The organism is Streptomyces sp. (genome assembly GCF_035563135.1).
GTDB lineage: Bacteria > Actinomycetota > Actinomycetes > Streptomycetales > Streptomycetaceae > Streptomyces.
In genome coordinates, this window is record NZ_DATMVN010000737.1 from 1 (window position 1) to 25,358 (window position 25,358).

The window sequence follows — 25,358 nt, forward strand, 5'->3', positions numbered from 1 at the left end:
GCGACGCACAGGATGTAGAGGCCTGTCAGGAGCGCGATCGCGGTCGGCGTACCGAACTGCACCCGGGTGTACTGATGGGCGTATCGCGACAGCTCGCCGGCGAAGGCCGCGTGCACAGCGAAGATCACGGTGACGTGCAGAACATAGAAGGAGAAGGAGAGTTCGCCCAGCCAGACCACGGGGCGGCTGCTCATCACGGAAGTGCGTCCGGCCAGGTCGGAGCTGGCGACCGCGCCGATCAGCAGGGCCATGGGCAACGGGTAGAGCGCGGCGAACCCGAAGGGGGTCGGCAGGTGGTAGAGCAGGAGGTACACGGCCAGGTTCAGGGCGAAGGCCGGCAGCACGCGGATCCTGGGCCAGCGTCCGGTGGCGATAATCCTGGCGAGGAACATGCCGATCACGAAGTCCAGCGACCGGACCGGCGGGAAGAAGTACAGCAGCCACTGCTGGGGCCATGACCCGTCGGTGAACACCGTGCTCGGCGGGTAGCCGGACAGCAGCGGGTAACTGATGAGCGGGATCAGTACAGCGGTCACGGCCAAGGCACCCAGCCAGAGCCACAGCCGCCCGGGGTCGATCCTCCTGATGAGAGGCAACAGGACGGGGAAGAGGGCATAGCACAACAGCTCCACCGAGAGCGTCCAGGTCGGCCCGTTGAGCTGGTAGAAGATGAGGTCGGGGTCGGGGACCCAGTTCTGCACCAGGAAGAGGTTGGCGACCGCAGGGACGATACGTATGCGCTCACCGGCGGCCAGGAACATGACAAGTACGATGCCGGCGATCACCAGGTGACTCGGGCCGATGCGCATCAGCCGGCGCCGCCAGAAGCCGCGCGCGGTGTCGCGCGGCCCGGCCGTCCAGGTCAGGATGAATCCGCTGAGGACGAAGAAGAAGGAAACGGCCAGGTACCCCATGCGGCCGCCGCCGATGAGGGTGTTGTAACGCTCGACGGCCTGCGGATCGCTGAAAGCGCCCAGTGCCAGGCCGTGGGTGATGAACACGAACAGCACACCGATGGCTCGCATGCCTGTCAGCGACGGCAGCAGCGCCGGACGGGCCTCTTGGGTGGGACTCATGCGCAGCTTCTTTCCCTGAGGGGTGGGACCGTTGTGAGGGGAGCGATCCAGACGCCGAGCCGGGACGCCTGCTCGCGCGCAGCGTCACATTTCCTCTCCCGAGGACACCATGACGGGACGTACCTCGATGCCGAAACCGTCGATGCGTGCGTCGGGGATCTCCGCCGCCAGTTCCTCGGCGCGACCGCGGGAATCGCAGTCGACCATGTAGTAGCCGGCCGGGAAGGGCGAGGAATCGTGGACCGGACCGGTGGTCACGGTCACCACCCCCTCCCGCACGCGTACGACCGAGCTCTGCAGGGGATCGGCCAGCGAGTGGGTGGAGATCAGCTCTCCCGCTTCTCCGACGCTTTCCTGGAAGGTGCGGTGTCCTCGCGCCATTTCCTCGCGCTCCGTTTCCGCGAGCGCGTTCCAGGCGCCGCGGTTCATATGGATGATCAGCAAGTACTTCACACCTGCGCTCCTGACGGCCTCGGCTCCCGGTTCGTACACCTCTCACGTCGTTGTCGGAGCCGTCTCGCCGATCTCGACGCGTGCCGGGTATCTCATTTGGGCGCGCCGGAGCGCCGGGTGGAGATGAGGTCGTCGAGGGAAGCCACGGTCGGACAGTCGAAGAGGTCCTCCAGGTCGACGTCGGTGCGGAGCTGTCTGCGGAGCCTGCTGACGAGCCGCATCGCGTCCAGCGACTGCCCTCCGCAGGCGAAGAAGTCGTCGTCGTCTCCGACCTGGCGGCCCAGGATGCCGGCGAACACGCTCCGCAGGAGCTCGCGCTGTTCGTCCGCGGGCGACCGGGGCCCGGTGGGGCCCGGTTCGCTCGCGAGCAGCGCGTCCCGGTCGATCTTCCCGTTGGGCGTCAGCGGCAGCTCCCGGACCGTGATGATCCGGCCCGGCACCATGTAGTCGGGCAGCACCTCGCGCAGGGCCGCCTCCAGGGAGGCGGCCTCGGTGCCGGGTCCGGTGGCGACACAGGCGAGCAGAGCGGTGTCGCCGGAGGGGGTCGGGCGGGGCACCACCACGGCCGCGCTGACGTCCTTGTTGCTCAGCAGGGCCGCCTCCACCTCGGCCGGTTCCACCCGGAATCCGCGGATCTTGACCTGCCGGTCCATTCGCCCGAGCAGTTCCACGCCGCCGTCAGCGGTGCGGCGGGCCCGGTCTCCGCTCCGGTACAGACGCATTCCGCCGGCCAGCGACGGATCGCTGAAGAACCGTTCCTCGGTGAAGTCCGGGCGTCCGGCGTAGCCCAGCGCGAGCCGGGGCCCGCCCAGATGGAGCTCGCCCGGCGTGCCCGGGGCGCAGGGCCGCCGCTCGGCGTCCAGGACGAGGGCCACCACTGCGGCCATGGGCTGACCGGTCATCACCGTGGGGCCCGGGTCCTGTCCGTCGGCCAGCACCCGGGTCAGGGTGAACAGGGTCGTCTCGGTCGCCCCGTACGTCGCCCTGACGACGATGCCGGGGCAGGCGGCCTGAATCCGGCGCACGGCGGAGGGGGCCACGACATCGCCGCCCGTGAGCACCTCCCGTACCCCGGCGAGGCTCTCCGGTGCCTCCTCGGCCACCACGCGGAACAGTCCGGCCGCCAGGTGCAGGGCGGTGACCTCGTGCTCACGGATCAGGGCCGCCAGGCTGGCCGTGTCCAGGCCGCCGTGCGGGGCCAGAGCGATCCCCCAGCCGTTCAGCAGCGGCACCCACAGCTCGTAGAGATGCACGCTGAAGGCGAACGGAGCCACCATCAGGGTCCGCCGGTGCCGTCCGGTGGCCCAGCAGGGGTCCGCGGCGAAGTCGAGGACCCCGCTCTGCGTCACCTCGACGCCCTTGGGGGCGCCGGTGGAACCGGAGGTGTACACCACGCAGGCGACGGGGTCGGCGGTCCGCGGTGGGGGCGGCGGGGCGGCAGCCGGACCCGTGCCGTCCGCGGCCCCCGTCGTCATCACCCGGCCGGCGTGCAGCCGCCGGACATCCTCGGGACCGAACTCGTCGGTCAGCAGTACGACCGCTCCGGAGTCCTGCATGATACGGCGTACCCGGTCCGCCGGCTGGGTGTCGTGCAACGGCAGGTAGCGGGCACCGGCCCTGAGCACGGCGAGCGCTGCCACCACGAGATCGGCGGAACGTCTCATCAAAATCGCCACCGGCAGGCCGGGGCGGACCCCGGCGGCCGTCAGCCGGGCGGCCAGGGCGGCCGCGCGCCGGTCGAGTTCGCCGTAGGTGAGCCGGCCGCCGCTCCAGGACAGGGCGAGAGCCTGTGGCTGCACAGCGGCCAGGTCCGCGACCCGTCCCGCGATCGAGGTGTGGCTCCACACCGCGTGTTCCGTCACCGCGCAGCTCCTTGTGGTATCTCGGTGCGGGGCTGCCGCGGCTCACGGTGCTGACGGCCGCGCGTCCCCGCGGGGCCGAGCCACCACCGGGCGAGCCCCAGGTGGACGATCCACGGCAGCCAGCCGACCATCTCGAAGTAGGAGTTCAGCACCAGCGGTGACGAACCCTCCAGCATCAGGTAGAGCGGCCGGCTGTAGATGTTGGTCATCGCCAGCGCGAAGCTGTACGTCATCCACCGGCCGTGCAGTACGTAGTCACCACGTCTGGCTGCCCGGTACCCGGCGAGGGAGACCGCCAGCCAGAGCAGGGCGGTGATGTACAGCCCGGGTGCACCGGCCTGCACGCTGCCGTCACGGACGTTGCGGATCACCTGCAGCGCGACGGCCGTCACCGTGGCGGCTGTCACGGCCACCATGTAGAGGCGGCCGGTCCTGGCGTGCACCCGCGGGTGCTTCCGGCGCAGCCACGGCCATACCTGGAAGAAGGCGCAGATCATGGCTGTGCCGGAACCGAAGACGTGCACCAGCACGATGAAGTAGTGCGCGGGTATGCCGGCGACCAGCTGGACGGTGGCCGTGGCGGGGTCGAGTGTGACGTAGGGACGCCAGATGTAGGTCAGGAAGACCACATTGACGATGGCCAGCGGAATCATCCAGGGCCGGCGCCACCACGGCCGCCGCCGTTCGGGTACCGGCTCGGCCGCCGCCGGGGCGCCGGGCTGGCTGTCGCTCTTGTACACCATGGTGGCAGCTCCGGAGGGGTGGCTCAGTGCACCCGGTAGTTGGTCGGCCCATGGACGTTGTACTCGTCGAGGAGGCGCTGGGCCGCCTCGGTCGCCAGGGCGAACCGTGCGGCCGGGGCCGCCTTGTCCGCCAGTACGTCGTGCATGGCCTCGGTCATCAGGTCCTGGATCCGGGGGAGTTCGCCGACAACGGCCCCCAGGGACGCCCCGGAGGATCCGGAGGCGGCGAGCTGCTCGCCGGCCACGGCCCGGTGCGGATTGCGCTCGAACCAGCCCTCCTCCTCCAGCAGCCGGCGCCCGGCGACGGTGCTGGGCATGTAGCCGCTCACGCGGTGACGGTCGGCGGCGTTCTCCGGGGAGTTGAGGAACTGCATGAACGCCAGGGCGCCGTCCCGCACCTCCTCGTCGAGGCCGTGGCCGAGGTACAGCGAGTCACCACCGAGGATGTTGCCCCGGTAGGGAACTTCCGCGTTGTAGGGCAGCCGTCCCGCCCGGACGGTGAAGCCGCGCTCACGGCCGACCTGTACCAGGCGCTCGGAGTCGACGGACGAGGTGATCAGGAACGCGGTCCGTCCCTCGGCGAACGCCTGGAACGAGGCCACCCACGGCTGCAGATGGCTCTCGGGAACGTCCGTGCCGGGTCCGGTCATCCGTACGCCGGTGTACAGGTACTGACCCTCCTGATGGAGCCCGCGCCACCAGTCGACGTAGGCGAGCATCTCCTCGCTGTCCAGGGTCACGGTGCCGGGGGTGGCGCCGCGCCCGTTGTCGGCGTCGGTCAGCGTGCCGCCCTGGCAGGCCACCGCCTGCTGGAACATCCAGCCGTGGCAGGCCCAGGTGATCCCGTGTGCCGGGCCCCCGCGCGCGTGGGTGACGGCGCGGCACGCCTCGGTCACCTCCTGCCAGGTACGCGGCATCTGCTCCACACCGGCGGCGCGGAGCAGATCGGTGTTCGCGTAGAGGAGGGTCGTGGAGACCAGGGTGCTCAGCGAGCTGAACCCGTCGGGCAGGCGGAAGTACTCCCTGCCCGGGTCGACGATGTCCTCGGTGGTGACAGGGACGCCCAGGATCTCGTCACGGCCGGCGACGGCCGCGTCCACCGAGGTGAAGAGCGGGGCCCCGTCGGACCCGGTCATGTCGGCTGCGGCCCTGGTGCTGGTCGAGTAGTACTGAGCGATGGCCGGACGCTCGCCCCGGGCGGCTGCGCGCCCGATCTCGCCGGGAATCAGCACGTAGTCGTGGCGCGAGATCCTGACGTCGTACTCGGGGTGCGAGGCGTTGAATCTGCGCGCCGCCTCCACGGTCTGGTCGAGGAACCTCGGTGTCTTGTAATAGTGCAGCCAGGCGTCAATGACGGTCTTGCTGGAGGTGCCGCTCACGTCGGTGTCCCTTCCCGCTCAGACGTAGGTGGAGTTGAGGGGCAGGCCGCACAGGAGACGCCCGTAGAGCTCCAGGGCGGTGTCGGTGTTCATGGCGGCGTGCACGCTCAGAGCCTGGACGTCGCGCAGGATGCGCTGGATGGGCACCGTGCGGTGGATCGATGACGCGCCGCTGGCCGAGGCCAGCACCTCCACCGCCTCCTTGGCGCGCTGGGTGGCCGCACCCGTGAGGAGGCGCGCCTTCGCACGCTCCTCGGGGGTCCAGGGCTCGGCCGAGCCGTTCTTGGCGTCCACGAGGTCGGCGATGCGGTGGACGTGGAACAGGGCCTCGTCGGTCCGGACCACGGCCTGCGCCACCTGCCGGTGCGTCAGGGGGGCCTCACGCTGATCGGCGTAGTCGGTGTAGGTGATCGAGCGGCCGGGCAGCCGGTCGAAGAAGGCGTCGCCCGCCGCCTGGGCCAGACCCGCGGCGGTGGCAGCCACCGTCGCGCAGGCGGTCGGCATGATCGGCGAGTGCCAGGTCGGCCGGTCAGCGTTCGAGCCCAGGCCGCCCTGACCCGACATCAGCGCGCCGAGCGGGATGTACCAGCCGTCGGGGACGAACACCGCGTCGGCGGAGGTGGTGACGCTTCCGGATCCCCTCAGCCCGCTGGTGTCCCAGTCGTCGGTGATGTCCAGGTCGGACATCGCCAGCAGGGCCAGGACCGGCCGCGGCCCCTCGGGAGTGTGCAGGAGCACGGCGTTCGCGTTCCAGCTGGAGTGCCAGGCACCGGTGTTGAACCGCCAGGTCCCCGAGACCGAGATGCCTCCGTCGACCGGCGTGGCCATGGCGCTGGGGCTGAGTATGCCGCTGACCAGCGTGTCGCCGGAGGCGAAGACCTTCTCCTGCACGGCGTCGGGGAACAGGCCGACGGTCCAGCTGCTGATGGTCCAGACGCCCACCGTCCAGGACGCGGCGCCGCTGCCCCTGGCCAGCTCGGCAAGGACGTCCACCTGGTCACGCATCGGGGTCTCGAGGCCGCCGTAGCGCGCCGGGACCTTCATCCGGGGAAGTCCGGAGGCGATCAGCGCCGAGACGGTGTCCTCGTGCAGCCGACTGTTCTCCTCCTCCCAGGCGGTGTTCTCCCGCAGCACGGGAAGCAGCTGCGCTGCCTTCTGCACGGCGTCGTGGGTCGTCGTCGTAGGGTCCACCAGGTCTCCTTGCAAGGGCGTTGTCGGACAGCGGACCGTCCGGAGCGAGGTCGCGGGCGGTTGGGCCCGGACCGGGTGCGGGCTTCGGCCGGTGGTCGTGGGTCTGCCGCAGCCGGCTCCCGGGCGGCGCGGTCTCACGGTGTCAGCCCACCGGAAACGGCGGCATCTCGCGGATTGCGATTCGCGGGGACCTCAGCGCAGGCCGCGGTTGAAGGCCCGCAAGTCGCTTACGAAGGACTGCGGCTGTTCCAGCGCGGCGAAGTGGCCGCCCTGCTCGTACTCGGTCCACCGCGTCAGCGTGGGCAGCGCGCGCTCCGCCAGGGCGCGGACCGGGCGCACCACGTCCTTGGGGAAGTACGCCACCGCTGTGGGAGCCGGGTGGGTCCACGGGCCGGCCCAGGTGCGCAGGAAGTCCGTGGTCAGATGCGTGGACTCGTAGTAGAACTGGGCGCTGCTTCCGGCGGATCCGGTGAGCCAGTACAGCATGACGTTGGTCAGCATCCGGTCCCGGTCGATGGCGTCCTCGGGACTGCCCTCGGCCGCGCTCCACTCCCTGAACTTCTCGACTATCCAGGCGAGTTGACCGACAGGCGAGTCGGTGAGCCCGTAGGAGAGAGTGGTGGGGCGGGTCGACTGGAGCAGCCGCCAGCCGGCACCGTCCTGCTCGAAGTGCTGGGCGAATTCCAGCCGGGCCATCGCCTCGGCGTCCAGTTCGGGCGTGTCCGCCGCTGACAGGGGCGGCACGGTGACGAACATGGTGAGGTGGACCCCGCGTATCTCGTCGGGCCGCTCCTGGGCGAGCCGGAGCGACACGGGCATCCCCCAGTCGCCGCCCTGGACGAGATAGTCGCGGTAGCCCAGCCGGCCCATGAGGTCACCCCAGGCACGGGCGGTGCGCTCGACGTCCCAGCTGGCGCATGGGGACGGGCCGGAGAGGGGGTGGCCGGGCAGCGCGGGAATGATGACGTGGAAGGCATCGGCCGCGTCGCCGCCGTAGCGGACCGGATTGGTGAGCGGGCCGATGACGTCGAGGAACTCGACGAAGGAGCTGGGCCAGCCGTGGGTGAGCAGCAGCGGGGTGGCGTCCGGTTCCGGGGAGCGGACGTGCAGGAGGTGGAGCAGCGCCCCGTCGATCTCGGTCCGGAACTGCGGGAAGGCGTTGAGCTCCGCCTCGGCCTTGCGCCAGTCGTAGGTATGGCGCCAGTGGTGTACCAGGTCCTTGAGGTATCCGATCGGGACACCGCGTCGCCAGCCGTCGTCCGGCAGCCGTTCGGGCCACCGGGTCGTGTCGAGTCTGCGTTGCAGGTCATCCAGGTCGGCCTGGGGGAAGTCGATCCGGAAGGGTCGCATGAGCACCTCACGAAGTGGTGGGCGGGGGAGGGGTCAGGCCCGGGAGGGCGTGGCGGCAGGTGCCCGCTGGGACCGGCGTGCCGAGCGCAGGACACGCAGCAGGATGCGCGGACGCATCAGGGACTCCGGCGAGGCGACGAGTCCGGCGATGCGCATCAGTGCCTCCGTGACCGCAGAGTCGTGCACCGCGGCCCGCTGGGCCAGGGCGACGTACCGGTTGGCCATCCGGATGCGTGCGGTGCGGCGGCCGGAGACGCCGGCGTAGCCGAGGTCTGCGGTGGCGGCGAACTCCCAGGGGGCCCGGATCTCACGTGCGATGTCCAGGAAGTAGGCACGGGGCTCGGGCCGGCGGCCGCCTCTGGTGTGCTTTCGCAGGACCAGCGTCTGCAGGGCGGCCGACGTCATGCCTTGCGCGTATGCGGGGTTGAAGCTGCAGATGGCGTCACCGATGACCACCAGCCCCTCGGGGAAGCGGTCCAGACGGTCGTAGTCGCGGCGGACGCTGGCCCGGAAGTGGAACCGCACCGGGGCGTCGAGCGGCTCCGCGCCGCGGAGCGCCTCGTGGATCTCCGGGGTGGGCAGCGATCGGACGTACTCCTCGAAGCCCGCGGGGTCGGTGGGCGGGTGGTCGCCCATGATTCCGGTCAGTGACAGTTCCACACGGTTGTCCGCTCCCGGCAGCCGGTAGAAGAAGGCACCGCGCGGGTGGCTCGGAGTAGCGGCGGGGATGACGGCGATGTCACTGCCGAACGGGTCCGCGAGCAGGCGGTAGTGGCGGGTCGTGTACGCGAGGTCGACCCCGATGCGCTGCTCGGGAGGACGTGCGTATCCCAGTTCGGACAGCCACACGGGGGTGCGTGAGCCACGTCCGGTGGCGTCCACGACCAGGTCCGCCGTCAGTGTCTCCTCTACGGCGTCCGGGTCGCGCCGGCGCACCCGGACACCTGTCACCCGGTGCCCGGAGCTGTCGGTGACAGGCGCGAGGACGTCGTGTTCCTCCCGGAAGGTCACCTCGGGAAGGCCCCGTACCCGTTCGCGCAGATGATGTTCCAGCACGGGGCGGGTGGCGGGAACGGACGGCAGCCCCGTGCGGGCCGGGCGCAGCAGCCGTCCGTTGAAGTACCAGCGGATGGCGCCGCTGAAGTCGCCGGGCCGTACGCCGGCCTCGATCAGTTCATCGGTGAGCCCGGGAAACAGGGACTCCATGATCTGGTGCCCTCTCGCCACCAGGCCGTGGGCGTGGTTGCCCTGGGGGGCTCCGCGTCGCGGACCGAGAACCCCGGCGATGCGGTCACGCTCGACGATCACCACCCGGTCGTAGGACTCGGTGAGCACCCTGGCCGCCAGAAGGCCTGCGATGCTCCCGCCGAGAACCACAGCGCATGTGTCGGTGCTGGTGCCCATGGAGCCTCTCTTTTCGGGTTCCTGAGGTGTGACACCACCGCATGCTCGTGGCCCGGGAGCAGCCCGGCCATCTTTCAGAATGCGCTGCCTCACAGCACGTCAAAAGATGCCGGGCGATCGCGGAACCGCCAGCCTGATTCCGGTTCGGGGCAGGACCCGCGCGCCGTCCGCCCCCCGGGGACGGGACGGGCGGCGCCGGGTGCCCGGCCGCGTCACCCGGGCCGCCCGGGGCGGGGCGGAGCTCCGGCAGGTGACGGCTCCCGGCGATCGGGGGCGGCGGGCGAGGCCGACGGAGTCCTCGCGGCGCCGGCCTTTGGGACGCGGGAATCACGGCGGGAGTTCGTCAGGCCGCCCCGGTCGCGTCCGGGGCCGCTCGGTCAGCACGACAACGGCAGGAAGGCAGGCCATGCTGAGCAGGCGAAGGTTGATACAGACGGCGGCGGGAGCGGCCGGCGCCGCGGCGGTGTCGGCGTCACTGGCCCCGGCTGTCGCCACTGCCGGAGGCGGGAAGCCGGCCTGGGAGCGGTTACGCCGTCATCTCAGGGGCGAGCTGATCCGGCCCGGTGATCCCCGCTACGACCGGGTGCGGCAGGCAGCGACGGTGCAGTACGACCGCATCCGCCCGGCGGCGGTGGTCTGCGCGTCCACCGAGCGGGACGTGGCGACGGCGCTCCGGTTCGCGCAGGACCACGGAGTGCACCTGGTTCCACGGAGCGGCGGGCACAGCCAGGGCGGTTACTCAAGCACTACCGGCATCGTGCTCGACCTGCGTGGTCTGAACGGGCTGCGGGTGACGGGGCGCCGCACGGTCGTGGCCGGGGCAGGGGTCCAGCAGGTGGACGCGCTCGAGGCGCTGTCCCCGCAGGGGCTGTCCCTGGTGGGCGGCCGTTGCCCCAATGTGGCGCTCGGCGGTTTCCTGCAGGGCGGGGGCATCGGCTGGCAGTCGCGCCGGCACGGGCTCGGCAGCGACCAGCTGGAGCGGGTCCGTGTCGTGCTGGCCGACGGCCGCACGGTGACGGCCTCCGAGCACCAGCATCCGGACCTGTTCTGGGCGCTGCGCGGGGGAGGCGGCGGCAACTTCGGCGTGGTCACCGCGTACGAGACCCGGCCCAGCGCCCAGTCCCGTCTGGTGAACTACGCCCTGACCTGGCCCTGGGAGTCGGCGGCCGAGGTGGTCACGGCCTGGCAGGAGTGGATCGGCACCGCCCCCCGGGACCTGGGTTCCGGTCTCGCGCTGCTGCACCTCGACTCCTCCACGGGCGCACCCATCCTCCTGGTCAACGGTGCCTGGCTGGGGCGCGAGAAGGACCTGGGACGCCAGCTCTCCGCACTGACCTCGATGGTCGGGTCCCCGCCCACGACCAGCGAGGTCGAGGAGCGGTCGTTCGCCTCCGCGATGATGAGCTGGTACGAGTGCGAGGACCGCACCGTGGACCAGTGCCACCAGGTGGGCTACTCGCCTGAGGCAGAGCTGGCACGTCTGAACTGGTTCCACAACCGCAACCGCCTGCACGACCGGCCGCAGACACCCCGGCAGGTCGCCGCGATGCTGGACACCTTCAGCGAGCGGCCCCGCCCCGGGCAGTTCCGGCTGCTGGACTTCATCGCGCTGGGGGGCGCCGTGAACGACCACGCCCGCACCGACACCGCCTACGTGCACCGCACGGCCTCCTTCATGGCGGGCGTGTCGGGAGGGCTCAACGACGCCGGTTACACCAGCGAGGACGAACACGCCTGCCAGGCGTGGATGGCCCGAGGCTTCTCCACCATCGACACGAACTCGCTGCGGGAGAGCTACCAGAACTTCATCGACCCGGCGCTGAGTGACTGGCGCCCCGCCTACTACGGCGAGAACTACCGGCGACTGGTCCGGGCCAAGAAGGCGTACGACCCGCACCGCTTCTTCCGGTTCGCCCAGGCGATCGGCTGAACATCCGGCCCGTCCGGCAACCGTCCGGGACCGTCCACCACACGCATCGTCCCCGCAGAAGGGCAGGGCTCGTCATGTCGTTTGACGCCAGAGCAGCGACCGTTCCCGGAAGTCCACCTCCCGACCACAAGCGGCCTCCGGCCGGCGGCGGAGGCGGGCTCGTCCCGTGGCTCATCGCCCTGACGGTTCTCGTCGTCTTCAACCTGCTGTGGGCACTGCCCCGTTACATGTCCCTGGACTCGGCAGATTCGCGCGTCCCCCTCGACCCGTCGGCACCGTTCCAGTTCCCGGTGCTCGTCGTACACCTGGTCACCGGCAACGTGGCGCTGGTCACCGTGGTGCTCCAGCTCATGCCGCGACTGCGCCGTGAACACCCGCGGATCCACCGGGCCAGCGGCATGACCTACATGCTCGCCGGAGTGCTGCCCAGCTCGCTTCTGGCCCTGGTGCTGCTGCCTTACTCCAAGGCGCCGATGGGCCAGATGGGACTCTTCTGCATGGCGGTGCTGTGGATCGTCACCACCGTCATGGGCTACCGGATGCAGAAGCAGCACCGCTACATCGAACACCGCCGCTGGATGATCTACAGCTTCGCCCTGGCGATGGGCACCACCTGGGGACGGCTGCTGGCCTATCTCGTCACTCTCATGCCGGGTCTCCAGCTCGATCCGCTGACCAACCTCGAATTCGCCAACTGGCTGTGCTGGGTGGTCAATCTGATCATCGCCTGGTGGTGGGTGGACCAGCGGCCCCGGTCGCGGTCACTGCCGCAGCGGGCGGAGGCCGCGCGATGAGCGACCCGGCCGGCGGGAGCGGAGCGGAAGTCCGGTATCCGCTCACCCTGAACCAGCAGTTCGTCTGTCTCTTCGACCCGGAGGGCGAGCACGGACCGCTCGGCTCCTGGTACCACATCACCCATGCCTGGTGGCTCGACGGGAGCGTCGACCAGGCGGTGCTGGAACGATCCCTGGCCGACGTCGTGGAACGCCACGCGGCGTTGCGCACCGTCCTGGTAGCCGGGCCGGACGAGGCCGGTTACCTGCAGGAGGTGCGGCCCGCCTCCGCGCCGGAGCTCCTGCTGCGGGATCTCACGCACACCGCGGACGCCGCCCGCGAAAGCGCCGCCGAGGAGCTGCTGACCGAGCTGGAGGCCACACCGCTCGACGGGCGGCAGACCCCGCTGCTGCGTGCCGTCCTGGCCCGCTTCTCCCCGGACCGCTCACTGCTGGCACTGACCGTGCATCACACCGCGGCGGACGGCTGGTCGGTGCGGGCCTTGGTGCGCGACCTCTCGCAGTGTTACGCCGCACGGGCGGCGGGTCACGCACCGGAGCCGTACGACGCGGCCGCTTACGGCGACTTCGCCCTGTGGCAGCAGGGTGACGACGCCGGGAAGGACGTCGAGGAGGCCCTGCCGTACTGGCGTGAGACGCTCGCGGACACCCGGGTCACCGTCATGCCCACGGATCACCCGCGCTCACGGACCGACCGCCCGGACACCTCCGCCATCCACCGCTTCGCGCTGCCGGCGGACACGTCGGACCGGATCCGCGCGCTCGCCAACGAGGCCCGCTGCACGCACTTCATGGTGCTCTACGCCGCCTACGGGCTGCTGATGCGCGGACCGACGGGTACGACGGACGTGGTGGTTCCCACCTTCACGCCGGGCAGGTTCGGTGACGGCCGTTTCGACCGGACCGTCGGATCCTTCTTCAACTTTCTTCCGCTGCGCATCGATCATCTGGGTTGCCGCGACTTCCGTGATCTGCTGCGGCGCACCCGTACCGCGTGTGCGAGGGGATACACCAACGACATCCCCACCCTGCACATCTTCGGGGCCCTCCCCACCCTGATGGCCGACGCCGTCCTCGAGGACCGGGCGCCCTGCGTGTTCCAGGGGTTCTCCTTCCCCGAGCTACTCGACGGCGAGCGCGTCGGCCCGCTCGGTTACACCGAGCTGCGGGGCCGGACCAGGTCACAGCCGCTCGGCCCCGACGTACCCGACGGTGCGCTGTGGACCCTTGAGCTCGATCCGGCGGGGCCCATCACGGGCAGTGTCCAGTACCGCACCCGGCTCTTCGACGCGGCCACGGTGGAGTCCTGGACGGCGAGCTACACGGCGCTGCTCGACACGGTGACGGCCGCCCCCGACGGGCCGCTGCCCGTGGGGACCGTGCCGGCCGTCGAGGACGGCCGTGCGGCTCCGACTCCGGGGTGAGTGGATGCGGCAGTCGAGCCGGACGACGGAAAGGTCTGCCATGCACGAGGTGAATCCGGCGGCGCGCGCGACCCGGCGGGAGTGGCTGGGGCTGGCCGTGCTGATCCTGCCCACGCTGCTGATCAGCCTGGACATCGGCGCGCTCTACCTGGCGCTGCCCCAGCTCAGCGTCGACCTGGACACTACGAGCACCCAGCAGCTGTGGGTGTCGGACAGTTACGGATTCCTGCTTGCCGGATTCCTCGTCACGATGGGGACCGTGGGCGACCGTTACGGCCGGCGCCGCACGCTGCTGACCGGTGCCGCCGCGTTCGGCGTGCTGTCGCTCGCGGCGGCCTTCGCGCCCGACGCCTGGACACTGATCCTGGCGCGGGCGCTGCTCGGGGTGGCGGGCGCGACGCTGATGCCGTCGATCCTCGCGCTGATCAACTCCATGTTCGCCGACGCGACGCAGCGCGGAACCGCCATCGCGCTGTGGGCCACGGTCCAGTTCTCGGGGGCGGCCCTGGGACCGACGATCGGCGGTCTGCTGCTCGAACGGTACTGGTGGGGATCGGTGTTCCTCCTCGGCGTGCCGATCATGGCCGTACTGCTGGTGGTGGGGCCCCTCCTGCTGCCGGAGAGCCGCAACGACAAGGCGGGGCGGATCGAGCCGCTGAGCGTGGCGCTGTCCCTGGGCGCCGTGCTGTCGCTCGTCTACGGCTTCAAGGAGCTGCTGGTGGGCGACCCCCTGGGCGGGCCGGTCGTTCCCGGCGCAGCCCTGGTCGTCGGCACGCTGCTCGCCCTGCTCTTCGTACGGCGGCAGTCGAGGCTGGCGCAGCCGCTGCTGGACCTGGGGCTGTTCCGCTCCATCCGGGTGCGCACGGTGCTCGTGACGATGCTGCTCAGCGGTGTCGTGCTCTCGGGCACCGGCATGCTGGTCAGCCAGTACCTGCAGAGCGTGCTGGGCCATCCGCCCGCGCGGGCCGCGCTGCTGTACGCCCCGATGGGACTGGCCATGGCCCTGGGGGCGCTGCTGACGCCGCTCCTGGTGCGGTACGTGCGGCCCCGTCTCGCGGTGGCCGGCGGTCTCGCGCTCAGCAGCGCCGGCTTCCTGATGCTGACCCTGGCCGGCAGCAGCGGCAACGGGGCCGTGGCGGTGGCCGGCATCGCGGTCATGGCCCTGGGCGACGGCCCGCTGGTGGCGCTCGGCACCGGCATGGTGGTCGGTTCGGTGCCACCTGAGCGGGCCGGCTCGGCGGCTTCCTTCTCCGAGACCAGCCTGCATTTCGGCGGCACGCTCGGCATGGCCCTGCTCGGTACGGTCGCGGCGGTGGTCTACCGGTCACGGCTGGACGGCGCACAGCTGGACGGGGTGCCGCAGGATGTCCGCGCCGCCGCCGAGGAGACGGTGGCCGCGGCGGTGAAGGCGTCACAGAGCCTCCCGGACGGCGTCGGCGATCAGCTCGCGGACCGGGCCCGGGAGGCGTTCACCAGCGGCCTGCACACGGCCGGCTGGATCGGGGCCGTGGTGCTGGCGGCTCTCGCTGTGCTGTGCCTGCGCCACCTGGCGCGGGACACCGGGGAAGCGCGGCCCGCAGCCGAGCGGGACACGGTGGACGGAGCCCCTGGGCCCGCCGGGACGCCCGCGCGGTAGCGGCGGCGCGGCCCACGTGACCGGGCCGGCACGAGGGCCTCCGGGTGGCGGCCCTCGCTCCGCCGTGCCCGCGCCACGTTCGGGGATGTTCGTTCAACAGCGCCGCGGTAAAGCGCAGTTGAGGGGAGCCAGAGCAATCCTGGAGTGGTACGTCACCGAGGTGGCAGGCGAGCATCGAGGCATCCCCGGGCCGGGCGCCGCCGCGCTCAGGCCGCCACCTGCCTCCCGTTCTGGAGACGTCATGGATCTCGGACTCGCGCTGCCCACCATCGGCCCGGCCACCTCGCCCGAGGCGATCCGGCACACCGCCGTCGAGGCGGAGCGCATGGGCCTGGCCTCGGTGTGGGTGCTGGAACGGCTGCTCCGCCCGGTCCGGGCGGCCGGCGGCGAACCGGTCCCCGAGGTGTACGCGAATGTCGAGGCCCCGCTGGAGACCCTGGCCCACATCGCCGCTCTCACCACCGAGATCACTCTGGGAACCAGTGTCCTGGGCGCCCTCTTCCACCACCCCGTGGTTCTCGCCCGCCGCCTGGCGACGGTGGACCGGCTCAGCGGCGGGCGGCTGCTGGCCGGGCTCGGCCAGGGCTGGATGGAGGAGGAGTTCGCGCTCACGGGAACACCGATGACGCGCCGCGGCGCCGGGTTCGAGGAGCACATCGCGGCGATGCGCGCCGTGTGGGGCCCCGACCCGGTCAGCTTCCACGGCCGTTTCTACTCGGTTCCCGAGTCGCAGATCGGCCCCAGGAGCCCGCGACCGGGTGGCCCCCGGATGCTCATCGGAGCCAAGACGGCCGTCGCCGCCCGTCGCGCGGGACGCCTCGGTATCCCGTTGAACCCGGCCGTCGGCTTCAGTTCCCCGTTCGGGACGCTGGAGGACCTGCTCGCCGTGCTCCAGGCGCACGGCGAGGCCGCCGTGGAGGCCGGACACACGCCGGACCGGCTCCCGGCGGTCGTGCGGGTGAACGGTCCGGTCACCGAAGGGCCGCTCGACGGCCGCGCGCCGCTCACAGGTTCGGTGGAGCAGGTCTGTGAGGACCTGGCCGTCCTGGAGAAAACGGGGATCGGACACGTCTTCTGGGCCATGCCGCTGGCGCCCGGCGAGCAGCTCGACGCGATGCGGAAACTGGTCGCCGCGCGTTGAACCACGCCGGCTTCCGAGCACCCCACCGACCAGCACCTCAGCAGCCTCGCCACTCAGGGAGCGATATGTGATGCCCGATTCCTCCGCCTCACCGCAGCGGGCCGCCGCGGTGACTTCCGAAGAACGCACCGTACGCGATCTCCTCGGCCGGGCGCGGGCCCTGCGACCGGAGCTGATCGCCCGCCAGGCCGAGACGGAGAAACGTACCTACTACGCCCCGGAGACCCACGAGGCATTCACCGAGGCCGGCTTCTACCGCATCCTGGTGCCACGACGCCACGGGGGCCTGGAACTGGGGCCCGGCGTGTTCCTGCGCGTGGTCACCGAGCTGGCCCGGGGCTGCCCGTCCACCGGCTGGATGTACTGCCTGGGAGCCGCGCACGCGCTCATCGCGGCCTCGCTCTTCGAGGAGCGCGCCCAGGACGAGATCTTCGCCGACGGAGACTTCATCGCCCCGCTCGCCATCGCCGTTGGCGGCACCGCCGAGCCGGCCGCCGCAGGGGGGTGGACCGTACGCGGACAGTGGAAGTACTGCTCGGGCTCCCCCTACGCCACCCACTTCCTCGCCCACGCCCTGGTTCAGGCCTCCCCCGAAGGCCCGCCGGCGCCGATGCTGTTCTGTCTGCCGCGTGCCGGATGGCGGCGCCTGGACGACTGGGGGAACCAACTGGGTCTCAACGGCAGCGGGTCGCACACCATCGTGGTCGAGGACGCCCACGTTCCCGCGCATCTCGCACTGCCCGGCACCCATGTGAGCCAGACCTCCGTCGCCGACGGCACGCCCGGTGCCGCCCTGCACGGCAACGCCGACTACGCTGGCGGGCCGCTCAGCTTCATGAACCTGGAGATCGCCGCTCTGGCCGTGGGCATGGCACAGGGCGCTCTGGACACATACGAGCAGTCGCTGCAGGAGCGGAGGGAACCGGTCCCTCCCGGCCGCCCCTGCACCGAGAACGCCGACTACCAGCTCTGGTACGGCGAGGCCGCCGGACTGATCGCCACCGCGGACGCGGCGCTGCGCGGAGCCGTGGACCAGTGGAGCGCCATCTGCCGGTCTCCGGAGTCGTTCACCCGGGAGCAGGACCTGCGGCTGTCGTGCGTGTGCAGGCATGTGATCGCGCTGTGCCACAAGGCCGTCGAAACTTTCCTGTTCCCGACCGCGGGCTCCTCCGCCACCGGTCAGGGCCGGCGCCTGGAACGGATCTGGCGCGACATGTCGGCCCTGCACAGCCACGGCGGGATCTCCGTACTGCTGCCCACGGTCGCCGTACGCGAGTACGCCCGCACACGGTTCGGTGTCCGGTGAGGGCCGGGGCGCACCCGGGCGCCGCACTCCCGGACACCCCCGCCTATCTGCGGGCGACCGAGGCGTTCAACCTGGCGGCCGTTCCCCGTCCGGCGGCAGCCGTCACGGTCGGCTCCCCCGGCGAAGTGCGGGCGGCACTGCGCACCGCGGCTTCGTCCGGGTGGGCGGTACGGATGCACACCACGGGGCACGGCGCGGCCACGGCGGCACCGATGGACGAGGCGCTGCTGATCCGCACCCGGATGCGCGGACCTGTGAGCATCGACCCGGACCGGCGGACGGCACGCATTCCCGCGGGCGCCACCTGGGGCGAGGTCGCTCGGGCCGCCGCGCCGCACGCTCTCTTCGCCCCGCACGGCTCCTCCCCCCTGGTCGGCGCGGTGGGTTACCTGCTGCGGGGCGGCCTGAGCGTGTACGGCCGGGTCACCGGCGTCGCGGCGAACTCCGTCCGGGCCGTGGAACTCGTCACGGCGGACGGTACGTCGGTGAGGGCGGACGCGGAGACGGACCCGGATCTGCTGTGGGCCCTGCGCGGCGGCGGCGGCGGGTTCGGTGTCGTGACGGCCGTCGAGATCGGTCTGTTCACCGCCGGCATCACGCTGTCGGGAGCCGCGTACTGGCCGGCCCGGCACGCAGAGGCCCTGCTGAACACCTGGCTCACGTGGCAGAAGGACGCCCCGCGGCAGGCCACGACCTCCTTCCGGATGATGCGGCTGCCCCCGCAGCCGGAGCTGCCGGAGCCCCTGCGGGGCGCCGAAGTGGTCTGTGTGGACGGCACCGTGCTCGCACCGCCGGGTGCACCCGGCCGGACGCCGGAGATCATGCGGGACCTGCTCGAACCGCTGCGAGCCGTCGCACCGCCCCTGGTCGACGGCTGGGGGGCCGAAGGGACCCTGGCCGCCCTCCACGCCCACCTGGACCCGCCCGCGCCACTGCCGGTACTCGGTGACCACATGCTGGTGCACGCTGTCGGCGCCCCCGCGCTCGCCGCCGCAGCCGGACCGGACTCGGGCTGCGCGCTGACCAACGTGGAACTGCGCCAGCTCGGCGGCGCGCTGGCCGAACGGGACCGCTCCGGCGGCGTGGTCGACCACTTCCCCGCCGGCCTCGCCTACCAGGGGTCCGGAGTGCCCTTCGGCACGGCCGGCCCCGAGCAGATCACGCACGACCTGGCCGCCGTCCGCACCGCACTGGCCCCCTGGGACTGCGGACGCACCGTACCCAGTCTGGTCGAGCGTCCGGAGACCCGGCGGGACTTCGACGCCGGGCTGCTCCCCGCGGTGACGGCGGTGCGCGACCGGATCGACCCGGACGGCGTGTTCCGCGGTGACGTCGTCGCGCCGTCGCCCGCCCCGCGGACCGAGGGACGGCAGGAGGCCGGATCGTGACCTCACTCGCCGACGCGGTCGGCCAGACCCTGAGTGACTGCGGTGTGCGCCACGCCTTCGGGGTGGTGGGCAACGGCAACATGAGCGCGGTCACCGCTCTCACCGACCACGGCGTGCGTTATCTCTCCGCCCGTCACGAGGGCGGCGCGATCGCCATGGCCGACGCCTACTACCGCACGACCGGTGAACCCGCCGTCTGCACCACGACTTTCGGCCCCGGACTCACCAACGCCGCCACCGGGCTGGCGGACGCGGTCAAGCAGGCCAGCGGTGTCCTGCTGCTCTGCGGTGACGCCCCGTCGAGCGGAGCCCGCCGCATCGACATCGACCAGGCCGCGTTCGCCGCCTCCCTCGGTGTCCCGGCCTTCCGGCTCACAGACCTGGCGACGGTCCGGGCGGACACGGCCGCCGCCCTGGAGACGGCCCGCTCGGGGCCCGGCCCGGTGATGCTGTCCCTGCCCGTCGACCTGATGGACGCTCCGGTGCCCGAGGAAACCTCCCCGCTGGTGCCCCGGGCGGGCCGGCGCCCCGCCGCACGCCCGGAGCCCGCCCGGGTCGAGGTGGTACGGCGCGCCCTGCAGGAGGCCGAACGTCCGCTGCTGCTCGCCGGACTGGGCGCGTGGCGGTCCGGTGCCGGCAAGCTGCTGGCCGATCTCGCGGACCGGACCGGCGCGCTGCTGGCGACGACCGTGATGGCGAGCGGCCTGTTCGCCGGCAATCCGTGGTGCCTGGGGGTATGCGGGAACCTGAGCGGCCCGGAGGTCGCTTCCGTCGTCGGGGACGCGGACCTGGTGGTCGCCTTCGGCGCCGGCCTCAACGAGTGGACCCTGCACGGTGGCTCCCTGCTCGGCCCGGACACACGGCTCGTGCAGATCGGCACCGGCGCCCGGGCCACGAGTGACCGCGTCGACGAGTTCATCGCCGCGGACGCCTCCGAGACGGCTTCCGCGCTGCTCGACTCGGTGTCCGGCGCGCACAGCGCGCCGGACACCTGGCGGGCCAGGACGACGGGCCTGCGCCCCGGGACGCCCGGTCCGCACGAGGACGCCGGAACCGCCGACCGGATCGATCCGCGCACCCTGTCCGCAGCACTGGCCGGCCTGCTGCCGGCGGAACGCACGCTGGTGACTGACGGGGGTCACTTCGTCGGCTGGCCCTGGATGTACTGGCCGGTGCCCGACCCGTCCGCAGCCGTGTTCACCGGCGCCGCGTTCCAGAGCATCGGTCTGGGTCTGGCGGGCGCGGTCGGAGCCGCGGTCGGCCGCTCGGACCGTACGACGGTGGCCGCGCTGGGCGACGGGGGGGCGCTGATGGGCCTGCCCGACCTGGAGACGCTGGTCCGCGCGGCCCACTCGGCGCTCGTCGTGGTGTACAACGACGCGGCCTACGCCGCCGAGGTGCACCGGTTCGCGCCCACCGGGGCCGCCCTGGACAGCGCCGTCTTCGAGGACTGCGACTTCGCCGGCGTCGCCCGCGCACTGGGCGCGGAAGCCGTCACCGTGCGCCGTACCGAGGATCTGGCACCGGTGCGGGCCTGGCGCGACCGGGGATACCGCGGCGTCCTCCTGCTGGACTGCAGGATCACACGGGAGGTGGTCGGCGAGTACTGGCCCACATCGCACACGTGACAGTGAGCGGAGCCGGGTTCCCCCCGCTCCCCCGCATTGCCCGCAGCACGGAGAGAGGAATCCGATGAACCCCACCAGCACCACGGCCACGGCCGACACGCGAGACGGCTTCGCCGGCCTGCCGGAGCGCATCATGGCGGCATGGGCGGCCCACGACGCCGACGCGTTCGCGGACGTCTTCACCGAGAACGCCAGCATGGTGATGCCCGGAGTGCACTGCCAGGGCCGGGAGTCCATCCGTACGTTCATGGCGGCCGCCTTCAAGGGCCCGTACCGGGGCACCCAGGTCGTCGGCGCACCGGTCGAGGTGAACGTTCTCAGCGAGGAAGCGGCCGTACTGGTCACCGAGGGCGGTGTCCGCGCCGCCGGCGAGGACACCGTCCGTCCCGAGCGCAGGGTCCGTGCGTCCTGGGTCGCCGTGCGCGGCGAAAACGGCCGGTGGTCCCTGGCCGCCTACCAGAACAGTCCGTACGACGCGGCGTGACCCGCCGGTCGTCGAGGGGGGCCGCCCGGACGATGTCCGGGCGGCCCCCCTCTCTGAGTCCCGGTGCGGCGGCTATTCGGTCGAACGGGGGAAAAGATCGGGCACCGTCCACCCGGACAGGTCGTACTCGTCCAGGCAGTCGTCGACGAACGACTTGTAGCCGTCCACGCTTCCGTCGGCCATCTGCGCCATGAACAGTTCGACCCGGGTGTTCTCGTGGTTTCCGGAGTAGTTGCGCTCGTACAGCTCGTGACGTCCGCCGAACTCGGTGCCGACGGCGTCCCACAGCAGCTTCATCACCTTGACGCGTTCGACGGAGTCGACACCGCCGGAACCGCGCAGGTATTTGTCCAGGTGCGGCCGGACACTCGGGTTGGCGAAGTCCTCGGCACCGGAGTTGACGTAGATCAGTCCGCTGGCCACATCCTGCTCGATGATCTCCTTGATCCGCGGGTAACCGATCTGCGCGAACCATCGGTAGGCCATGCCGTAGCGCGGATTGGGCAGCAGCATGCCGTCCTTCCACTCCACCGGGTTGCGGGCGGCGGCGTCGGAGAGTCCCTGGAACAAGTCGCGCCAGGCGAGCACCTCCCCGAGCCGGGACTGCACCCCGCGGTACTCCAGTGTGCCCGTGATCTCCAGCGCCTTGGTCAGCGCCCCGGCCAGGAATTCCAGCTTCACGGCGAGCCGTGTGCACCCGTGGAAGGTGAAGCGCTCCAGGAACCCGGACCGCGCGCTGAACCGATGCGCCTTCTCCACGTCCCCGTAGACGAAGACGTTCTCCCACGGGACCAGGACGCGGTCGAGGACCAGGATGGTGTCGTTCTCGTCGAGCCGTGAGGACAGCGGATAGTCGAAGGGCGGACGTCCGGCGGACGCCGCGGAGTACGAAGGACGGCAGATCAGGCTCATGCCGGACGCGTCCATCGGGACGGTGGCCACCAGCGCCATCTCCCGCTTCTTGAAAGGCACTCCCCCGGCCTGGGCGATGAAGTTGTAGTGGGTCAGGGCCGAACCCGTCGCGACTACCTTGGCGCCGCTCACCAGCAGCCCGGCGTCGGTCTCCCGCTCGACGTGCACGAACACGTCCTTGACCTCGTCCGGTGAGCGGTGCCGGTCCACCGGCGGGTTGACGATGGCGTGGTTCCAGTAGAGAACCTTCTCCTGCGACTCCCGGTACCAGCGGCGAGCGTTGTCCTGGAAGGGGGCGTAGTAGTCGGCGTTGGCCCCCAGGGTGCCGAGGAAGGCCGCCTTGTAGTCCGGGCTGCGGCCCATCCAGCCGTACGTCGTGCGCGCCCACTCGGCGATGGCGCGCTGGTCGGCCACGAGGTCGTCCACCGAGCGGGGGGCGGTGAAGAAGCGGTGAGTGAATCCGTCGCCCGGTCCGTCCACCGGGGCGGTCAGGATGCTCCGCCGCTCCGGGTCGTGCAGGGAGTCGTACAGCCGGGCGACCATGCGTACCGGGTTACGGAAGGCCGGGTGTTCGGTGACGTCCTTGACCCGCTCGCCGTACAGGTAGATCTCGCGGCCGTCCTTGAGGCTCTCCATGTACTCGTCCCCCGTCAGGGGGCGGGTGGCGGGAGCACTCCGGGCGTCGTCCGTTCCGTTCTCGCTGGTTGCCATGGGGTTCCCTCCGTACCGCGGACCGGCCGCGGCCTCGACACGGGTGCTGTTCAGGCCGACACGCCCGGGGTCCTCGAGGGACTCCGGACCTGTCGGTGCGGGACCGGTCAGCCGCGTACCGCGGCGAACTGCCCAGGCCGGCGTCCGGTCCCGGCCGGGCCCCGGTAGGCCTGGGCGATGTCGAGCCACTGGTCGGCGTCCGGACCTGAGGCGGTGAGTGACAGGTCGTCGCGGTGGCGGCGCCGCGTGGCCAGCATGCAGAGGTCCACAGCGGGACCGGTGATCCGCTCGGTCGCGTCGACGGCACCGAGCGTCCACTTCTCGCCCGACGGCGCCTCCAGCTCGAACCGGAAACCCTTGCGGGGTTCCGGCAGGCTGTGCGACTCGTATCCGAACTCCCATGTGAGAGTGACGAATTCGGCGATGTGCCTGATCCGGTCGGTGGGGCGGCGGGTCACGCCGAGCGCGTCGGCGATGTCCTGGCCGTGCCCGAACAGTTCGGTCATACCCGCCGCGGTGAGCACCGCCGCCGGGATCGGCCGTACCAGCCAGGGCACCAGGCGGGCCGGGGGGACGCCCCGCAGCGCCTTCGTGGTCGCCTCCCGCTGCCTCTGCCACTCCCTCATGAGGGTTTCGCCGTCCATGGCGAGATACGGCGCCAGGCCTTCCTGGACGGCAGCGTCGAAGGAGCTGTTGAGCCCGGCGACGAACGCCTTGAAGCCGACGGGATCCGCAGCCGCCTTCTCCGCCATGGCGAACACCATGGCCAGGTGTCCTATCTGGTGCCGGACCGACCACCCCTCGGCGGGGGTCGGAAGCGTCCACACGTCCTCGCGGGCCCCGGCGAGCAGGGCGTCAAGCGCCTTGCCCTCCTCCACCAGATCGGTGATGACGTCCCTCTCGTGCGTCATGCCTGGTTCCTCTCTCCGGTCGGCTGGTCTGCGGGCCCAGTCTGGGGCGCGAGCGGGCCGATCCCCTTCTTTGTCCGTGCTGTAGCGGAGGAACATCCACCAGGCGCAACGGCAGAGAAGCACCGGCTTCCGCCCGCGCCCGATGATGGTCCGGCCGTCGACTCACAACGGGAGGGGACATGCCGGGGATCCGAGGGCCGGTCCGGCACGTGCCGGGCATCGTGCTGAGCGCTGCCGCCCTCCGCCAGCTGGTGCGGCTCTTCCTCGGCGGTCTTCCGGTCGGTGAAGGCCTCCGGCACCGGTGGGTCACGCGGCAGGCCGGAGCCGGCGGGCGGGCGGGTGCCGGCGCGGGAAAAGACGTCGTCGCGAGGAAGAGCGCCGGAGGGGGCGGGAGGCCGGGGGGCGCCGCACGGCGGCCGGCGCGGGAGGAGTGGCTGCGCGGAGAAGGGCCTGATGCCCTCGCCAGGGACGTACGACGGACCGTCAGTTACTTTCCGTCACATCACTGGTGCGGCACCGGGCCCGGCGCGGATGTGCGTCCCGCCGCGATCAGGGCAGCGGCTTCGGTGCGGTGGAAGCCGGTTCCACCGCACCCGACGGTCATCCGGCTTCCCCTACCAGGTTGTTCTCGAACGCGGCCGACCGCACTTTCTGCAGAGCCATCAACACAGGCGGATCAAGGACGTGTACGCCTCGTAGCCGGAACTCTACGATTCTGTTCCCGAGCCTTGACCCGATCTCCAGCGGACCGAGAGATCCCACATGGACCGGTTGGCCATCCGTCAGCGCTTCATGTGCTGTGGCAGGTACGGAATGGCCCAGCAGATACCAGACACCGGGCGGCACGTTCCGCATCTCGAAAGGTCCGGGCGTGCGGAGAACCGCACAGCTGATGGGTCGACCTTCCGGCACTCTGGTCGGAAACAGACCCAGGAAAATGAGCCCTAATTCTGCGACGGCCGGCGCGACAACCAGACCTCGCACCGACTCTCCGTCCCCCTCGTTCTTCGCAACTTTTATCCGCGTCGTATATCCGCCGAACTGACGGTACACCGAGGGCGGAAGTCCGACGCTATTGGTGAAGCGTGAGCTGAATGTTCCGACGCTGCTGTAGCCGACAGTGCAGCTGATGTCTGTAACCGTCATGCCGGTGGTCAGCAGAAGCCGCTTGGCTTCCTGTATCCGCAACGCGGAGAGGAAACGTTTCGGCGATATCCCGGTAATTCGATGGAATTCTCGGGAGAAGTGAAATTTGCTGTACATGGCGAATCGCGCCATGTCATCGATGCTCAAGGGCTCGGAGAGCTTGCTCCGCATGATGTGGATCGACTGCTCCACAGCCCTCTCAATCCCTTTCACTGTGCACTGTGCACTGTGCATTTTGCCCTCCGCATCCGAGACGAATGACGATCATTCACGCCACGCACCAACCGTTCGCGCGGAGTGAATCGATCAGCGCCGCTGGACATTATTAGCTTCAGATAAGGGTCCGGGCAACCACGACATCGATGTTTACCCATCACACCCCATGGGCATATGCGATCTTTTTCGGCCTACCGGCCGACAGCAATGACGGAGATGCTTCAACCATCTCCACAGCGGAGGATCGATGTACGGAGAGGCTCTCAGTATGGC

20 protein-coding genes are annotated in these 25,358 nt (G+C 71.0%); 9 read left to right on the top strand and 11 right to left on the bottom strand.

Annotated elements, in window-relative coordinates:
- The 8 genes from VN520_RS32765 to VN520_RS32800 all read right to left on the bottom strand — a co-directional run.
- Positions 1 to 1,076 (bottom strand): acyltransferase (locus VN520_RS32765; protein ID WP_325750574.1); only part of this gene is annotated, 1,076 nt, incomplete at its 3' end.
- A gap of 84 nt (positions 1,077 to 1,160) precedes the next feature.
- On the bottom strand, positions 1,161 to 1,529 hold the full coding sequence (locus tag VN520_RS32770; protein WP_325750575.1) for a YciI family protein: 369 nt from the start codon (positions 1,527 to 1,529) through the stop codon (positions 1,161 to 1,163).
- 92 nt (positions 1,530 to 1,621) lie between these two features.
- Positions 1,622 to 3,391 (bottom strand): non-ribosomal peptide synthetase, encoded by a 1,770-nt coding sequence (locus tag VN520_RS32775; RefSeq protein WP_325750576.1) that lies wholly within the window; start codon positions 3,389 to 3,391, stop codon positions 1,622 to 1,624.
- Positions 3,388 to 4,134: a DUF2306 domain-containing protein gene (locus tag VN520_RS32780; RefSeq protein WP_325750577.1), complete on the bottom strand. Its 747-nt coding sequence runs from the start codon at positions 4,132 to 4,134 to the stop codon at positions 3,388 to 3,390. The genes VN520_RS32775 and VN520_RS32780 overlap by 4 nt, the downstream gene beginning before the upstream one ends.
- A gap of 23 nt (positions 4,135 to 4,157) precedes the next feature.
- Positions 4,158 to 5,513 carry an extracellular solute-binding protein gene (locus tag VN520_RS32785; RefSeq protein ID WP_325750578.1) on the bottom strand — a complete coding sequence of 452 codons (1,356 nt, stop codon included), beginning with the start codon at positions 5,511 to 5,513 and terminating at the stop codon, positions 4,158 to 4,160.
- Between the two features lie 18 nt (positions 5,514 to 5,531).
- Positions 5,532 to 6,704: an acyl-CoA dehydrogenase family protein gene (locus tag VN520_RS32790; protein ID WP_325750579.1), complete on the bottom strand. Its 1,173-nt coding sequence runs from the start codon at positions 6,702 to 6,704 to the stop codon at positions 5,532 to 5,534.
- Between the two features lie 192 nt (positions 6,705 to 6,896).
- On the bottom strand, positions 6,897 to 8,054 hold the full coding sequence (locus VN520_RS32795; protein ID WP_325750580.1) for an epoxide hydrolase: 1,158 nt from the start codon (positions 8,052 to 8,054) through the stop codon (positions 6,897 to 6,899).
- A 33-nt stretch (positions 8,055 to 8,087) separates the two neighbouring features.
- Positions 8,088 to 9,458 (bottom strand): FAD-dependent oxidoreductase, encoded by a 1,371-nt coding sequence (locus tag VN520_RS32800; protein WP_325750581.1) that lies wholly within the window; start codon positions 9,456 to 9,458, stop codon positions 8,088 to 8,090.
- Positions 9,459 to 9,864: 406 nt separating this feature from the next.
- Between VN520_RS32800 and VN520_RS32805 the strand changes: the two genes are divergently transcribed.
- The 9 genes from VN520_RS32805 (at position 9,865) to VN520_RS32845 (ending at position 21,189) form a co-directional block, all read left to right on the top strand.
- Positions 9,865 to 11,388 (top strand): FAD-binding oxidoreductase, encoded by a 1,524-nt coding sequence (locus VN520_RS32805; protein ID WP_325750582.1) that lies wholly within the window; start codon positions 9,865 to 9,867, stop codon positions 11,386 to 11,388.
- Between the two features lie 74 nt (positions 11,389 to 11,462).
- A complete protein-coding gene (locus VN520_RS32810) occupies positions 11,463 to 12,182 on the top strand; it encodes a DUF2306 domain-containing protein (RefSeq protein WP_325750583.1) in 720 nt (239 codons plus the stop codon).
- Positions 12,179 to 13,606, top strand: a complete 1,428-nt coding sequence (locus VN520_RS32815) for a condensation domain-containing protein (RefSeq protein ID WP_325750584.1) — start codon at positions 12,179 to 12,181, stop codon at positions 13,604 to 13,606. The genes VN520_RS32810 and VN520_RS32815 overlap by 4 nt, the downstream gene beginning before the upstream one ends.
- Positions 13,607 to 13,646: 40 nt before the next feature.
- Complete coding sequence (locus VN520_RS32820; RefSeq protein ID WP_325750585.1) at positions 13,647 to 15,242, top strand: MFS transporter; 1,596 nt, start codon at positions 13,647 to 13,649, stop codon at positions 15,240 to 15,242.
- Positions 15,243 to 15,483: 241 nt separating this feature from the next.
- Positions 15,484 to 16,383 carry a TIGR03619 family F420-dependent LLM class oxidoreductase gene (locus tag VN520_RS32825; RefSeq protein WP_325750586.1) on the top strand — a complete coding sequence of 300 codons (900 nt, stop codon included), beginning with the start codon at positions 15,484 to 15,486 and terminating at the stop codon, positions 16,381 to 16,383.
- A gap of 70 nt (positions 16,384 to 16,453) precedes the next feature.
- The gene (locus VN520_RS32830; protein WP_325750587.1) at positions 16,454 to 17,689 is read left to right on the top strand and encodes an acyl-CoA dehydrogenase family protein; all 1,236 of its coding nucleotides are present in this window, start codon (positions 16,454 to 16,456) and stop codon (positions 17,687 to 17,689) included.
- A complete protein-coding gene (locus VN520_RS32835) occupies positions 17,686 to 19,077 on the top strand; it encodes an FAD-dependent oxidoreductase (protein ID WP_325750588.1) in 1,392 nt (463 codons plus the stop codon). Before VN520_RS32830 ends, VN520_RS32835 begins: the two co-directional genes overlap by 4 nt.
- Positions 19,074 to 20,705, top strand: coding sequence for a thiamine pyrophosphate-binding protein (locus VN520_RS32840; protein ID WP_325750589.1), 1,632 nt, complete (start codon positions 19,074 to 19,076; stop codon positions 20,703 to 20,705). Before VN520_RS32835 ends, VN520_RS32840 begins: the two co-directional genes overlap by 4 nt.
- Positions 20,706 to 20,769: 64 nt before the next feature.
- Positions 20,770 to 21,189 carry an SgcJ/EcaC family oxidoreductase gene (locus tag VN520_RS32845; protein WP_325750590.1) on the top strand — a complete coding sequence of 140 codons (420 nt, stop codon included), beginning with the start codon at positions 20,770 to 20,772 and terminating at the stop codon, positions 21,187 to 21,189.
- Positions 21,190 to 21,261: 72 nt separating this feature from the next.
- Here the strand turns inward: VN520_RS32845 and VN520_RS32850 are convergent, their stop codons facing one another.
- From VN520_RS32850 to VN520_RS32860, 3 genes are all read right to left on the bottom strand, one after another.
- The gene (locus VN520_RS32850; RefSeq protein WP_325750591.1) at positions 21,262 to 22,812 is read right to left on the bottom strand and encodes a 4-hydroxyphenylacetate 3-hydroxylase family protein; all 1,551 of its coding nucleotides are present in this window, start codon (positions 22,810 to 22,812) and stop codon (positions 21,262 to 21,264) included.
- A gap of 107 nt (positions 22,813 to 22,919) precedes the next feature.
- On the bottom strand, positions 22,920 to 23,723 hold the full coding sequence (locus VN520_RS32855) for a TIGR03084 family metal-binding protein (RefSeq protein ID WP_325750592.1): 804 nt from the start codon (positions 23,721 to 23,723) through the stop codon (positions 22,920 to 22,922).
- A gap of 600 nt (positions 23,724 to 24,323) precedes the next feature.
- Complete coding sequence (locus VN520_RS32860; protein ID WP_325750608.1) at positions 24,324 to 25,040, bottom strand: helix-turn-helix transcriptional regulator; 717 nt, start codon at positions 25,038 to 25,040, stop codon at positions 24,324 to 24,326.
- Positions 25,041 to 25,358 lie beyond the last annotated feature (318 nt).